The 14,252-nt window shown below is 68.1% G+C and carries 12 protein-coding genes and 1 pseudogene; 5 read left to right on the top strand and 8 right to left on the bottom strand.

What is annotated here, in order from left to right; genetic code table 11:
• Nucleotides 1–107 precede the first annotated feature (107 nt).
• Together EKL94_RS16105 and EKL94_RS16100 are read left to right on the top strand one after the other, a co-directional pair.
• A pseudogene (locus tag EKL94_RS16105) lies at nucleotides 108–326 on the top strand (AAA family ATPase); the annotation flags it as partial.
• Nucleotides 323–1,621: a DUF58 domain-containing protein gene (locus EKL94_RS16100; RefSeq protein ID WP_126929857.1), complete on the top strand. Its 1,299-nt coding sequence runs from the start codon at nucleotides 323–325 to the stop codon at nucleotides 1,619–1,621. The pseudogene EKL94_RS16105 and the gene EKL94_RS16100, both read left to right, overlap by 4 nt.
• Before the next feature lie 613 nt (nucleotides 1,622–2,234).
• On the opposite strand, the gene EKL94_RS16095 is transcribed toward EKL94_RS16100, so the two are convergent.
• Genes EKL94_RS16095 through EKL94_RS16085 form a run of 3 tightly spaced genes read right to left on the bottom strand, consistent with a single transcriptional unit; the run spans nucleotide 2,235 to nucleotide 4,640 of the window.
• Nucleotides 2,235–2,882: a hypothetical protein gene (locus EKL94_RS16095; RefSeq protein WP_099551703.1), complete on the bottom strand. Its 648-nt coding sequence runs from the start codon at nucleotides 2,880–2,882 to the stop codon at nucleotides 2,235–2,237.
• Complete coding sequence (locus EKL94_RS16090) at nucleotides 2,882–4,060, bottom strand: glutathionylspermidine synthase family protein (RefSeq protein ID WP_126929856.1); 1,179 nt, start codon at nucleotides 4,058–4,060, stop codon at nucleotides 2,882–2,884. The genes EKL94_RS16095 and EKL94_RS16090 overlap by 1 nt, the downstream gene beginning before the upstream one ends.
• A gap of 7 nt (nucleotides 4,061–4,067) precedes the next feature.
• A complete protein-coding gene (locus EKL94_RS16085; RefSeq protein WP_014038869.1) occupies nucleotides 4,068–4,640 on the bottom strand; it encodes a DUF1190 domain-containing protein in 573 nt (190 codons plus the stop codon).
• Between the two features lie 414 nt (nucleotides 4,641–5,054).
• Between EKL94_RS16085 and ilvD the strand changes: the two genes are divergently transcribed.
• Nucleotides 5,055–6,893 carry a dihydroxy-acid dehydratase gene (gene ilvD / locus EKL94_RS16075; RefSeq protein WP_126929854.1) on the top strand — a complete coding sequence of 613 codons (1,839 nt, stop codon included), beginning with the start codon at nucleotides 5,055–5,057 and terminating at the stop codon, nucleotides 6,891–6,893.
• A gap of 226 nt (nucleotides 6,894–7,119) precedes the next feature.
• A complete protein-coding gene (locus EKL94_RS16070) occupies nucleotides 7,120–8,292 on the top strand; it encodes a DUF418 domain-containing protein (protein WP_123959203.1) in 1,173 nt (390 codons plus the stop codon).
• 106 nt (nucleotides 8,293–8,398) lie between these two features.
• On the opposite strand, the gene dinG is transcribed toward EKL94_RS16070, so the two are convergent.
• The 3 genes from dinG to aroE all read right to left on the bottom strand — a co-directional run bounded on the left by dinG (nucleotide 8,399) and on the right by aroE (nucleotide 11,871).
• Entirely contained in the window at nucleotides 8,399–10,501 is a 2,103-nt protein-coding gene (gene dinG / locus EKL94_RS16065) for an ATP-dependent DNA helicase DinG (RefSeq protein WP_126929853.1), read from the bottom strand.
• A 167-nt stretch (nucleotides 10,502–10,668) separates the two neighbouring features.
• On the bottom strand, nucleotides 10,669–11,022 hold the full coding sequence (locus EKL94_RS16060) for a hypothetical protein (RefSeq protein ID WP_126929852.1): 354 nt from the start codon (nucleotides 11,020–11,022) through the stop codon (nucleotides 10,669–10,671).
• A gap of 3 nt (nucleotides 11,023–11,025) precedes the next feature.
• On the bottom strand, nucleotides 11,026–11,871 hold the full coding sequence (gene aroE, locus EKL94_RS16055) for a shikimate dehydrogenase (protein ID WP_126929851.1): 846 nt from the start codon (nucleotides 11,869–11,871) through the stop codon (nucleotides 11,026–11,028).
• A gap of 48 nt (nucleotides 11,872–11,919) precedes the next feature.
• Between aroE and EKL94_RS16050 the strand changes: the two genes are divergently transcribed.
• Nucleotides 11,920–12,792 (top strand): TolB family protein, encoded by an 873-nt coding sequence (locus tag EKL94_RS16050; protein WP_126929850.1) that lies wholly within the window; start codon nucleotides 11,920–11,922, stop codon nucleotides 12,790–12,792.
• A 150-nt stretch (nucleotides 12,793–12,942) separates the two neighbouring features.
• Here the strand turns inward: EKL94_RS16050 and EKL94_RS16045 are convergent, their stop codons facing one another.
• Nucleotides 12,943–13,212, bottom strand: a complete 270-nt coding sequence (locus EKL94_RS16045; protein ID WP_049424121.1) for an SHOCT domain-containing protein — start codon at nucleotides 13,210–13,212, stop codon at nucleotides 12,943–12,945.
• Between the two features lie 32 nt (nucleotides 13,213–13,244).
• Entirely contained in the window at nucleotides 13,245–14,234 is a 990-nt protein-coding gene (gene hemB / locus EKL94_RS16040; protein WP_057501007.1) for a porphobilinogen synthase, read from the bottom strand.
• Nucleotides 14,235–14,252 lie beyond the last annotated feature (18 nt).

Raw genomic sequence — 14,252 nt, 5'->3', positions numbered from 1 at the left:
CGGGGGGGGGGGGCGGGGGGCGGGGGGGGGGCCGGCCCGGGGGGGGGGGGGGTTGGGGATGGGGGACGTCGGGGGGGGGCCCCCCGGGGGGGGGGGGGGGCGGGGGGGGGGGGGGGCCGGGTGGCAGCATCGCGCTGGTGCGTGCTTCGCGCGCGCAGGCGGTGCTGGCCGGTCGTGATTTCGTCACTCCGGATGATGTGCGCGACATCGCACGCCCGGCGCTGCGCCACCGCATCGCGCTGGCCCCGGAACTGCAGATCGAAGGCCAGGACGCCGACGATGTGCTGGGCGCGCTGCTGGCCAAGGTGGAAGCGCCGCGCCGATGAGGCCGGCCCCGCTGCTGCTGGCGTTGCTGCTGGCCTGGGCCGCGCTGGGCGGCCTGGTGCTGGGCGGGTTGCTGCCGCGCTGGAGCTGGGCGCTGGCGGCACTGGCGATTGCCGTGCCGGCGTTGATGGATCTGTGGCGGCAGTCGCGGCGTCCGTCGCCGCAGGTGCAGCGCGAACTGCCCGAAGCACTGGCACTGGGCGTGCGCCGCGAGGCTGCACTGCGGCTGCAGGCAGACGCGTCGATGACGGTGCAGGTGTTCGACCTGGTGCCCGGCGGCTGGCCGCTGGAATCGCTGCCGCAGCGCGTGCGCCTGCAGGCGGGCACCGCCTCCACTCTGCACTATCACCTGCAGCCGCTGCAGCGTGGGCACTTCCGCTTCGAAGGCGTGCACCTGCGCATGCGCTCGCCGTGGCGCCTGTGGTGGCAGCAACGCACGTTGCCGCCCGCGCTGGACGTGCGGGTCTATCCGAACTTCGTGCCGCTTACCCGGTTTGCGTTGTTCAGTGCCGACCAGGCCTCGCGACTGGTCGGTGCGCACGTAAAGCGCCGCCGTGGCGAAGGCACCGACTTCCACCAGATGCGCGAGTACCGCATCGGCGACAGCCTGCGCCAGCTCGACTGGAAGGCCACCGCGCGTGCGCGCAAGCTGATCTCGCGCGAGTACCAGGACGAGAAGAACCAGCAGCTGCTGCTGATGCTCGACAGTGGCCGGCGCATGCTGGCCAGCGAAGGCGGGCTCTCGCATTTCGACCACGCATTGAACGCCTCGCTGGTGGTGGCTTACCTGGCGCTGCGCCAGGGCGACGCCGCCGGCCTGTTCGCTGCCGGTGGCGAGCGCCGTTGGGTGGCGCCGCAGCGCGGGATGGGCACGGTCGAGCACCTGCTGCGGGCCAGCTACGACCTGCAGCCGCGCGCGGTGGCCACCGATTACCTGGCCGCCGCCACCGAGGTTTCACTGCGCCAGCGCCGGCGTGCGCTGGTGATGCTGGTCAGCAACGTGCGCGATGAAGACATCGAAGACCTGCTGGCGGCGGTGCGCCTGCTGCAGCGGCGTCACCTGGTATGCGTGGCCAGCCTGCGCGAGCGCGAGCTGGATGGCGTGCTGGAGGGCGAAGTGCAGACGCTGGAAGACGCCACCCAGGCTGGTGCCGCGGCGCTGTACCTGCAGCAGCGTGCGAAGGCGCATGAGGCACTGCGCAGCGAGAAGGTGATGGTGCTGGACGTGACCGCCGATGCCCTGCCCGGCGCACTGGTGGAACGCTACCTGGCAGTGAAGCGCGAAGGGCTGCTGTAGCCGGTAGCGCCGGGCCGTACCCGGCGTATCGTTGTGGCGGCCCGCGAACGCTCTGGTAGGTGCCAACCTTGGTTGGCACAAATCCCACAGCGCCAACCAAGGTTGGCATCTACCAACACCGGTTGCCGTCCAGCGGCCGGCACTACCCTGCAACAACCGACGCATCGGTCTGGTAGGTGCCAACCTTGGTTGGCACACATGCCAAAGCGCCGACCAAGGTCGGCCTCTACCAACGGCGATTGCCGGCCAGCGGCCGGCACTACCCCTGCAACAACCGACGCATCGGTCTGGTAGGTGCCAACCTTGGTTGGCACGAAAACCACAGCGCCGACCAAGGTCGGCACCTACCAACGGCGGTTGCCGGCCAGCGGCCGGCACTACCCCTGCAACAACCGCCTCATCGCTCTGGTGGGCGCCAACCTTGGTTGGCACGGAACCCGCAGCGCCGACCATGGTCGGCACCTACCAACGGCGGTTGCCGGCCAGCGGCCGGCACTACCCCTGCAACAACCGCCTCATCGCTCTGGTGGGTGCCAACCTTGGTTGGCACGGAACCCGCAGCGCCGACCATGGTCGGCACCTACCAACGGCGGTTGCCGGCCAGCGGCCGGCACTACCCCTGCAACAACCGACGCTGCAGGCGCTCCACCGCACGCTGCAGCAACACCCGGTTGCGGGCCAGCTTCATCCACTGCGGCAGGCGCGAGAACATGGATCGGTGATGGCCGCGGCTTTCCCGCAGTGTCGCGCTCGCGTACTCGTGCAGTGCCTGCAGATGCTCAGCGTTGTAGGCCCAGAGCAGGCCCGCGCGGGTCGGTTCAACCAGGCGCAGCGGCAATCCGAAGTGCGGATCGGCAGGCTCGGCATCACGCAACGGACGCACCGAGACCGAAACATCGGTACTACGATCACATTGCGCACATCGAGCAGCGAAGGACGCCGGTGCAGGGATGCCAGCGGGAACCCGGCGACGCACATGCAGCCACTGATGCCCACAGAATCCACAAGGTTGGCGGCCCAGCATGTAGACCGCGCCGACCCAGTCACCACTGTCCAACGCAGAACTGCAGCCGGTGCAGCGGAATCGCGCCGTCCACCGATAAGGTTTCCAGCTGGCGATCACCCAGCCGGGGGTGTCGCAGCGATGGCAACGCACAGCGACGCGGTCCGCGAAGGCCTGCAGGCTGCGCCCGTCATCGAAATGCCGGCCCGGCACGGGCGTGGGACGCCCATGCCGGCCAGGCCAACGCCGCACCGTCATCAGACGTAGATCCGCGTCGGCGCCTCATCAACGATCGCGTGCGGCACGAAGCGCGCACTGTCACGGGTAATCGCGCTGTCGTCCTCGCGAATACCGATGCCGCAGGCGTGGTCACCGATCACCCAGCTGCCGATCAGCGGGTAGCCGCCTTCGAAGCGGGTGAGCGGATGGGCGCGCTGGATGATCGCCGGGCCATCGTAGGGACCGTCGCTGCGCTGGGTGCTGCCATCGGCCAGGTGCATCTCGATGTTGGCACCTTCGCGCGAGAACAGCGGCTTGCGTACCCAACCCGAGGCCAGCGTGCTGCCGTCATCGAAGTGCGCTTCCAGCAGATTCGGATGGCCCACGTTGCGCTGCCACAGCAGCGGCAGGATGCCCTTGTTGCTCAACACTGCCTTCCATGCCGGTTCCAGCAACTGCATGCCCGAACCGGGCAGCGCGCGGCCGAACGCTTCGGCCATGAGGTCTTCCAGCGGATACAGCTTGAACAACGTGCCGATCACCGAATCGTCCAGCGCGGTGAAACGGCCATCCTCGGACAGGCCGAGGTCCTCGACGGCGATGGCCTGGCCATGCAGGCCGGCCTGCGAGGCGCAGTCGCGCAGGTAGTCGACAGTGCCGCGATCTTCTTCGGAGCTGCCCACGGCACTGAAATACAGTGGCGGCGGCAACTGCGTGGCCAGTTCGCCGAAGCGCTCGACCAGCGCCTCGTGGATGGCATTGAACTGGTCGGCATGCTGCGGCAGGCGACCGGCGTTGCGCTGGTCTTCCAGCCACTGCCACTGGAAGAAGCTGGCCTCGAACAGCGAGGTCGGCGTGTCGTAGTTCAGTTCGTACAGCTTGGCCGGGCCGGTGCCGTCGTAGGCCAGGTCCAGGCGGCCATAGAGGTGTGGCTGGCGCTGGCGCCAGCTGTCGGCGATCCAGTCGCGGTAGTGCGACGGAATCGCCAGCTGGTCCATCAATCGTTCGCTGGCGATGACATCGCCAACCAGATCCAGCGCCATCTGGTGCAGCTCGGCGCTGGGGTCCTCGATGTCCTGCTCGATCTGGCGCAGGGTGAAGGCGTAATACGCGCTTTCATCCCAGTACGGCTGGCCATCGATGGTGTGGAAGCGGAAACCCGCCTCTTCCGCGCGTGCCCGCCACTGGGCACGCTCGGCAATACGGATACGTTGCATGCGTCGATCAGCCGCCGTAGCTGCCGCTGGTGCTGCGGCGTGCGCTGGTGTTGCCGAAGCCACCACGGCTGGCGGTGACCGCACGGTTCGGCTCGCTGGTGACCGGGGCCAGGCCAGCCTTGCCCGCGCCGATGCCGCTGGCGGTGTTCAGGCCGCCGCTGCCGCCCGGTGCCGGACGCGCCCAGCCGGCGCTCTTGTCCTGGTAGGCCGGCGACGCCGCCGGCGCCTGCGGGGCGAGGCCACCGCGATTGCTCAGCATCTGCGACATGAAGAAGCCCATCATCATCGGGCCGATGAACGAGGTACCGGCCGAGGTGTGCTGCTGCACGCATTGCTCCGGCTTGTAGTCCTTCTCGCAGGCTTCCTTGCTGGCGTACTTCGGTGCCGCATCGGCGGCCTGCTTCTGCGCTTCGGCGAAGGCATTGCGGCACGACGACGGATCGCCGGTGGCCTCGGTGCAGGCCTCGACCGAGGTGTACAGGCCTTCCTGCACCTTCACCTCCGGCTCCTTCTGGCAGGCGGTGAACAGCAGCGGCGCGGCGCTCATCAGCAGCAGCGCGGTGGTGCGGGAACGTTTCATGGCCTCATGCCCTGTCGACGGATCAATGCCCCAATGATGCCAAATCCGGACCAGCAACCGGAATCGGCAAAGTCCGAAAGATGAACGGACTTTCATTTTCGTCGGCATTGGGGTCAGAGCCCATCGCGCTGCGATGGGATCCGATCCCGGGCGGCACACCGCACTGGCAGGTGCCAACCTTGGTTGGCACACCCCCCGCGGCGCCCCGCTATGCCTATGCCCGGCGTGCGCAGCCAAGCCTCCGGCAAGAAGCCCCCTTGTTGTTCAAGGGGGCGCGCCGAAGGCGCAGGGATAAGGGGAAATGCGCGGACCACCAAGCCGCTGCAAGCGGTGAAGGTGGTTGCAGCAGCAACCGAAAAAATTGGCCATGATCGGCTGACCCCCACGTCGTACGGCCCGCCCGTTCCGCCAGCCATGCCCGAATACCGTTCCCGCACCTCCACCGCCGGCCGCAACATGGCCGGTGCCCGCGCCCTGTGGCGTGCCACCGGCATGAAGGACGGCGATTTCCACAAGCCGATCATCGCCATCGCCAACTCCTTCACCCAGTTCGTGCCCGGCCACGTGCACCTGAAGGACCTCGGTCAGCTGGTGGCGCGCGAGATCGAAAAGGTCGGCGGCGTCGCCAAGGAATTCAACACCATCGCCGTGGACGACGGCATCGCCATGGGCCATGACGGCATGCTGTATTCGCTGCCCAGTCGCGAGATCATCGCGGACTCGGTCGAATACATGGTCAACGCGCACTGCGCCGATGCGCTGGTCTGCATCAGCAACTGCGACAAGATCACCCCCGGCATGCTGATGGCCGCCCTGCGGCTCAACATCCCGGTGGTGTTCGTCTCCGGCGGGCCGATGGAAGCGGGCAAGACCAAGCTGTCCGAACACAAGCTGGATCTGGTCGATGCGATGGTGATCGCCGCCGATGAAAGCGCCAGCGACGAAAAGGTCGCCGAGTTCGAGCGCAGCGCCTGCCCGACCTGCGGGTCCTGCTCGGGCATGTTCACCGCCAACTCGATGAACTGCCTGACCGAAGCGCTGGGCCTGTCGCTGCCCGGCAACGGCTCGACCCTGGCCACCCACGCCGACCGCGAGCAGCTGTTCCTGCGCGCCGGCCGCCTGATCGTCGAACTGTGCCACCGCTGGTACGGCGGCGAAGAACCGGCCGCACTGCCGCGCGGCATTGCCACCCAGGCCGCGTTCGCCAACGCCATGACCCTGGACATCGCCATGGGCGGCTCCACCAACACCATCCTGCACCTGCTGGCCGCCGCGCAGGAAGCAGAGGTCGACTTCGACCTGACCCATATCGACGCGCTGTCGCGGCGCGTGCCGCAGCTGTGCAAGGTGGCACCAAACACGCCCAAGTACCACATGGAAGACGTGCACCGCGCGGGCGGCGTGTACGGCATCCTCGGCGAACTGGCGCGTGGCGGCCTGCTGGATACCAGTGTGCCTACCGTGCACAGCCGCAGCCTGGCCGATGCCATCGCGCGCTGGGACGTGGCGGTCAGCAGCGAATCGAGCGTGCAGGATTTCTTCCGTGCAGGTCCGGCCGGCATCCCTACCCAGGTGGCCTTCAGCCAGGCCACACGCTGGCCGACCCTGGACGTGGACCGCGCTGAAGGCTGCATTCGCAGCGTGGAGCATGCCTATTCCGCCGAAGGCGGCCTGGCCGTGCTGCGCGGCAATCTGGCCGTCGATGGCTGCGTGGTGAAGACCGCCGGCGTGGACGAATCGATCCACGTGTTCGAAGGTCCCGCGCGTGTCTATGAAAGCCAGGACGCAGCCGTGGCCGGCATCCTCGCCGACGAAGTGAAGGCCGGCGACGTGGTGGTGATCCGCTACGAAGGCCCGAAGGGCGGCCCCGGCATGCAGGAGATGCTATACCCGACCAGCTACCTGAAGTCGAAGGGACTGGGCAAGCAGTGTGCGCTGCTGACCGACGGCCGCTTCTCCGGCGGCACTTCGGGCCTGTCGATCGGCCACGTCTCACCGGAAGCGGCCAGTGGCGGTGTCATTGGCTTGGTGGAAGATGGCGATCGCATCCGCATCGACATCCCTACCCGCCGCATCGATCTGCTGCTGGACCAGGCCGTGCTGGCCCAGCGCCGCGCCGACGCCGATGCCCGCGGCTGGAAACCGCGTGCGCCGCGCCCGCGCAAGGTCACCAGCGCACTGAAGGCCTACGCCCTGCTGGCCACCAGCGCCGACAAGGGCGCCGTACGCAACACCGCCCTGCTGGGCGATTGACCGCCATACGGTAGTGCCGGCCGCTGGCCGGCATCTGTACTGCGACGCCCCACATCAATGAGGTTGCCGGCCAGCGGCCGGCACTACCTCTGCAACAATCGCCGCATCGCTCTGGTGGGTGCCAACCTTGGTTGGCACGGAACCCACAGCGCCGACCAAGGTCGGCATCTACCAACAACGGTTGCCGGCCAGCGGCCGGCGCTACCGATCCGCTACTCTGCGCGGCATGACCCAACGCCCGCCGCGCCAACCCCTCATCGATGCCCTGCGCGGATTCGCGCTGCTCGGCGTGTTCCTGGTCAACCTGCGCTTCTTTTCGCTCGATGCACTGATGACCGAGGCCGCGCAGCAGACCCTGCCAAGTGCCCCGTTTGATCACGCCATCCGCACCGGCATGGAATGGCTGGTGGACATGAAGGCGATCACCCTTTTCTCGCTGCTGTTCGGCATGGGCGTGGCGATGCAGATGGACGGCAATGCGCAGGGCAGCATGGCCGCGCACCTGCGGCGCATGGGTGTGCTGCTGGTGATCGGCCTGCTGCATTCGGTACTGCTGTGGTGGGGCGATATCCTGCTGGTGTACGCACTGGTCGGCTTGCTGTTGCCGCTGTTCCGGCACCTGGGTGATCGTGCCCTGCTATGCAGCGGCGTGATCATCGCCCTGCTGCTGCCACCGCTGCTGTCGCCGTGGATACGCGAATGGGTGGCCCTGCTGACTCCGCGCGCTCAGATGAATGCCACAGCGCTCGATGCATTGGCGCACGGCAGCCTGGCCCAGGCGTGGTGGCGCAACCTGCAATTGGCGGCGTGGCTGAAGCTGAGCAACTGGGCACTGCTGCTGTTCGTGCTGGGCCGCTTCCTGCTGGGCTACTGGGCGGGCCGCCGCGGCTTGTTGCAGCAACCGCGCGCGCATCTGCCTCTGCTGCGCGTGATCGCTCTCGGCGGTCTGCTGCTGGGCATCGTGTTCCTCTGGATCGATGTCAATGCAGATGCGCTCAAGCAGGCGTGGCCGGCGCTGCGTGGGGGCGTGCCCGGCTACCTGCTGCGCGTGTCGTACCGCGTTGCGCCGCTGGCATTGGGCATCGCTGCGGCGGCGATCTTCGCCCTGCTCTATCTGCGCCCGTGGGCCGAACGCGTGCTGCGCGTATTCGTTCCGGCCGGGCGCATGGCACTGAGCAACTACCTGCTGCAAAGCGCGATCTGCGTACCGCTGTTTGCCGGCTTCGGGCTGGGCATCGGCCCGCGGCATGGATTGTGGCCGGTGCTGCTGGTGGCTGCAGTAGTGTTCCCGCTGCAACTGCTGGCGAGCGCATGGTGGCTGCGCGGCCATCGTTTCGGGCCGGTCGAATGGCTGTGGCGCAGCGCCAGCGAAGGGCAATGGCTGCCGTTGCGGCGGTAGACACTACGGGGGCAGAAAAGGGGACGGAGGGAATTAAGTCGTTTACGGCAAAAACGACTTAATTCCCTCCGTCCCCTTTTTGCCGGCCAGCGGCCGGCACTACCGGTCAGCCGATCACGCGCTTGAACGGTGGCAACGCGTCGATGATGCGTTTGCCATAGCGGCGGGTCAGCAGCCGCGAATCGAGGATGACCACGCGGCCGGTGTCGGTGGAGGTGCGGATCAGGCGGCCGGCGAACTGGGTCAGCGTGCGCAGCGCATGCGGAATCGCGATCAGGTTGAAGGCATTCAGCCCACGCCCCTCGAACCACTCGCTGAGCGTGGCGGTCTGCGGGTCGGTCGGCACCGCGAACGGCACCTGGGTGATCACCACCGTGGTGCAGGCTTCGCCGGGCAGATCGAGGCCTTCGCCGAACGAATTCAGCCCGAACAACACCGAACCCTCGCCCGCCGCCACGCGCCGCAGATGCTCGTCGATCAGGCGGGTCTTGGACATCTCGCCCTGCACCAGCACCTGCTTGCGACGCGCGGCCGACATCAGCCCGGCCACCTTCTCCATCTTCCAGCGCGAGGTGAACAGCACCATCGAGCCCTTGGCCCAGTCCAGTTCGGTGTCGAGATAGCGCGCCACTTCGCGCGGGTGGCCTTCGCGGTCATCCGGGGTGACCGGGAACTTCGGCACGATCAGCTCGGCCTGGTTGGGCAGGTCGAACGGCGAGGACAGCGAGACCATCTCGGCCTCTTCCGGAATGCCGTTGTCGATCGCCAGTGACTGGAAGTCACCGCCGCCGGTCAGCGTCGCCGAGGTCATCACCACCGAGTCCACTTCATCCCACAGCAGCTTGCGCAGCACGTGCGCGGCCGACACCGGCGAGCCGTGCAGCACCAGGTCGCCATCGCGGGTGGCAGTGACCCAGCGCGCCATCGGCGGTGCGCCGTCCTTGTCCTCGCGGCGCCAGGCCTGCCACAGGTTGTACTGCTGCTCGATCATTTCCAGCGCCATGCCCAGGTTGCGCTGCAGGCGCTCGCGCGCGGCATCGTCCGGCTTGCCCTTGGCTACCTGGGCGGTGGCGGCGTGCGCCCAGTTGTAGAGGCTGCGGGTATCGTCAGCCAACGCCTCGATCGGCTCGCGCCAGGCCTCGGGCAGGCGTCCATTGGCCGCGCGCCACATCGGCTCTTCGTCCGCCGGCGCCGGCATCCACACGCGCTCGATATGATCGCGGAACGCGCGCAGCTGCTTGGCCACGTTGCTGGCCACCTCGATCGCTTCGTTCGGCAGCAGGTTGCCGAGGCGATCCTTGTCGACCGCGCGGTAGGCGCCGGCAATCAGGATCTGCAGGCGACCGGTGCGTTTGGCCATCTCGTCCAGCGCCAGGCTGGCCGCGCCCTGGTCGATCGCCACGTTGCCGATGTGATGGCCTTCGTCCAGCACCAGCAGCATGTCCGACGGCGGTGCGATCAACGGCTGGCCGTTGTCGCTGTCGCCGATCGACAGCGCCGACAGCAACAGCGCGTGATTGGTGACCACGATCTGCGCATCACGCACGGTGTTGCGCGAACGCAGCACCGCACACTGCGCCGAATAGGCACAACGGCGCCCGGCGCAGCCCGAGGCCGGCGTGGTGATGCGGCTGCGCAGGCCGGGGCTGATGGTCTCCGGTGCGTTGTCGATGTCGCCATCCCAGCTGCCGCCGGTGAAGGCATCGGTCAGGCGCTTGGCGATGTCCATCTCGATCGGTGCCAGCGGCCGGTCGAACAAGGGCGCGTCGTCCTCGAACATGCCGCCCTGCGAGCCCTCGCCCTGCGCCTCGGCGGCGTTGCGCGTGCACAGGTAGCGGGTGCGGCCCTTGGCCAGCGCCACGGTCGCTTCCAGGCCGGTGGCTTTCAGGAAATTCGGAATGTCGCGCTCGACCAGCTGCGACTGCAGCGCCACGGTGCCGGTACTGATCACCAGCTTCTTCTTGCTGGCCAGCGCGATCGGTACACCCGCGGTGAGGTAGCCCAGGCTCTTGCCGACGCCGGTGGGCGCCTCGACCACGCCGACGCCGCCACTTTTCGACAACGCACGCGACACCACGCCGATCATCTGGCTCTGCGAGCGGCGGGTGGAGAAGCCGGGAGTATTGGTCTGCAGCGTGGTGTACGCCTTGCGGATCGCGTCCTTCAAGGCGTCATCAAGCGTGCGCGGAGCGGCGACGGTTTCGGTCACGCCGGGAATTACCGTGGCTGGATCAGGCCGGTCATTGTCGCATGGCCGGCGACGTTCACCGCCGCTGGCACCCTGAACGGGCCAGCGACGACGCCCGGCGGCGATCACGGTCCGATCGCCGGACCGCCCAGGGGCCAGATACGCCGGGCATGGCCCGGCGCTGCCGGTCAGGCCGCCGGGATCGTACGGCTACGCAGCAGGCGTACCAGTGCCCACACCAGCAGCACCACGCCGATGGCCTCGACCATCGCCAGCGCGAAATGCAGCACGCCGAGGATGGCACTCATGCCCGAGATGGCGTTGAAGTTGCCGCTGCTGATCAACCACATCGGCAGGATGCCGGCGGCCATGCCGCCCAGGCTGGACAGCAGCAACAGCACCAGGCCGACCAGGGCGCCGGTGCGGGTGGCATCGCGCGGCGCGCCGACCACCCAGACCAGGCCCACGCACAGCGCGATCAGCACCGGCAGGCGCACGCCGACCATGCTCAGCACGGTCACCATCAACGTTGTACTGTCCATCGATCAGTCCTCGCCGGCCAGCACGGCCGAGCCCTGCCGCAGGGTCTGGTAGACCTCGTCGGTCTGCGGGCGCACGCCATGCCACTGCAGGAAGCTCTCGGCCGCCTGTTCGACCAGCATGCCCAGGCCATCCACGGTATTGCGGCAGTTCGCCGCACGCGCCCAGGCCAGGAAGGCGATGGCGGCCTCGCCATAGTTCAGGTCGACGGCGGTGGTCATTGAATTGACCAGCGACAACGGCAGCTTGAACTCGACGTCGCGGTCGCGGCCGGCCGAGGTGGCATTGACGATCAGTTCGAAGTCGCCCAGGTCACGCAGATCTTCCCAGTAGCGGGTGATCGCGCGGCCCGGTTCGCCCATCGCGTCGATCAGTTCATCGGCGCGTTCCGGCGTGCGGTTGACCACCACCAGCTCGGTGATGCCGGCATCGAGGAAGGCCGGGGCGACGCTGCGCGCCGAGCCACCGGCACCGATCAGCAGCATGCGGCGGCCACGCAGGTCCAGGCCATGGCGGTCGGTCAGGTCACGCACCAGGCCGATGCCATCGGTGGTGTCGCCATGCCAGCGGTCGCCCTTGCGCAGCAGCGTGTTGACCGAGCCGGCGCGGCGCGCACGTGCGGTCAGGGTGGTGCACACCGAGAACGCTGCCTCCTTGTGCGGCGAGGTGACGTTGGCGCCGACACCGCCGTCGGCTGCGAAGGCCTCCAGGCCGGCCAGGAACGCATCCGGGGCCAGGTCGATCGCGCGGTAGTCCACCGCGATGCCTTCCTGGCGACCGAACGTCGCGTGGATCTGCGGCGACTTCGAGTGGGCAACGGGGTGTCCGAAGACGGCGTAACGGTCGGTCATGGAATCCTCAAGCTGGCTAGACTGATGCTCTTTCGTGCACGGACCCGGATGATGCGCATCACCCCGCCCCTGCTGGTGCTTGCCGCCAGTCTACTCTCTGCCCCCGTGGCGATGGCGTTGAACGAGTACGGCATCGAAGGCATGGGCGTGGTCTCGACCCGTGCCGACGAGGGCCGCGCCACGATCAGCGCCGATGGCCAGCGCATCGTTTTCGCCCGCCGCAGCGAAGCTGGCTGGGGTCTGTGGGAGGCGCGCGTGGTCGACGGCCGCTGGCAGCAGGCGCAGGCCTTGCCGGTAGGCGTGGCCGGTGAGGCCCGTGATCCCTACTTCAGCCGTGACGGCAGCTGGCTGCTGTTCGCAGCCGGCCGCGAGGGCAAGCTGGCGCTGTACCGCGCCGCGCTGGCCGCCGATGGCCAGCTGGGCAACGCGCAGGCCCTGGCCGGCGATGGCGGGCGCCGGGAAGAGCGCGGGCCGGCCCTGAGCGCGGATGGGCGACGACTGTTGTTTGCCCGCCAGCAGGGCCGTGGCGCCGGCTGGGACCTGTTCGTGTCGACGCTGGATGCCCAGGGCCAGCGCGGACCGGCCAGCGCACTGAGCGCGTTGAACAGCGCCGACGACGAGACCGACGGCGACTGGCTGGGCCAGGACGGCGCCGTGGTGTTCAGCCGCGGCAACGGCACGACCGCACAGGTGTGGAGCAGCGGTTGTGCGTGGACCGGCGCGTCGCTGCAGCCATTGGGGCTGTCGTTCAACCAGGCCGGCGGCTGGACCGGCGCGCCGGTGATCGACAACGCCAAGCCGGGCGAGATGATGGTCGCCAGCAGCGCAGCGAAGGCGCCGCGTGCCGGTGGCGTGGATGTGTACCGGTTGGCGGTGCCGAAGGTGGCGGCGGTAGCCGGGTGCGTGCCGGGCGCGCGGTAACGGCAAATGCCAACCAAGGTTGGCGACTACCAGGGCGATGGATGCGCCGGGTGCGTGCGGTAGATCCACGCCGTGCGTGGATAGCCGTTTGGTAGATGCCAACCTTGGTTGGCATGCGGGAAAGTGCCAACCAAGGTTGGCACCCACCCGTCAGCGCGACAACACCTTGGCGCGCAACTGCTCGTACTCCACCTCGCTCAGCTGGCCATTGTCCTTGCGCTGGTTCAGCGCCGCCAGCTCGGCCTGCACGCTGTCCGGCAGGGCCTGCTCACGGGCCACGTGGCGGGCGGCGGAGAGCTGCTCCGGCGGGCGCTTGCCGGCCCGCCAGGCGGCGATGAAGACACCGACGATGATGGCGCCGAACACCAGCGTACCGATGCCCCAGATCAGCCATTGCATCCATCCCAGTTCGGGTCCCATCGCGTAGTCCTCTGTCTATCGTGGCGCTATTGTCAGCGCTCGCGCAGCCATCGCGCCACCTGCGGCGCGAAATAGGTCAGCACGCCATCGGCACCGGCCCGCTTGAAGCCCAGCAGCGACTCCAGCACGCAGGCGCGCTCGTCCAGCCAGCCGTTGGCGAAGGCGGCCTTCATCATCGCGTACTCGCCACTGACCTGGTAGGCGAAGGTCGGCACGCCGAATTTCTCCTTCACCCGGCGCACCAGGTCCAGGTACGGCATGCCCGGCTTGACCATCACCATGTCGGCGCCTTCTTCCAGGTCCAGCGCGATCTCGCGCAGGGCCTCGTCGCCGTTGGCCGGGTCCATCTGGTAGGTCTTCTTGTCGGCCTTGCCGAGGCTGGCCGCGCTGCCCACCGCATCACGGAACGGACCGTAGAACGCCGAGGCGTACTTGGCCGAGTACGCCATGATGCGCACGTTGATGTGGTTGTCGGCATCCAGCGCACGGCGGATCGCGCCGATGCGGCCGTCCATCATGTCCGACGGCGAAACGATGTCGACACCGGCCTCGGCGTGCGACACCGACTGCTTGACCAGTGCGTCGACGGTGATGTCGTTCAGCACATAGCCCTTGTCATCGATGATGCCGTCCTGGCCGTGGGTGGTGTACGGGTCCAGCGCCACGTCTGTCATCACCCCCAGTTCCGGGAAGCGCGACTTCAGCGCGCGGATCGCACGCTGCGCCAGGCCGTCTTCGGCCCACGCCGCCGATGCATCCAGCGACTTCAGCGACGGGTCGATCACCGGGAACAGGTCGATTACCGGAATGCCCAGCTCCAGCGCCTCTTCGGCCACCTTCAGCAGTTCTTCGATCGACAGCCGCTCCACGCCAGGCATCGACGGTACTGCGGTGCGGCCGGCCAGTTCGTGCACGAACACCGGGTAGATCAGGTCGTCGGTGGTCAGCGTGTTCTCACGCATCAGGCGACGTGAGAACTCGTCATGGCGCATGCGGCGCGGGCGGTAGAGCGGGTGGGACATGGCAGGCTCCGAGGAGTG

Source organism: Stenotrophomonas maltophilia, assembly GCF_003970865.1.
In the GTDB taxonomy this organism is placed as follows: domain Bacteria; phylum Pseudomonadota; class Gammaproteobacteria; order Xanthomonadales; family Xanthomonadaceae; genus Stenotrophomonas; species Stenotrophomonas maltophilia_AR.
This window is presented reverse-complemented; position numbering and strand designations above follow the sequence as displayed.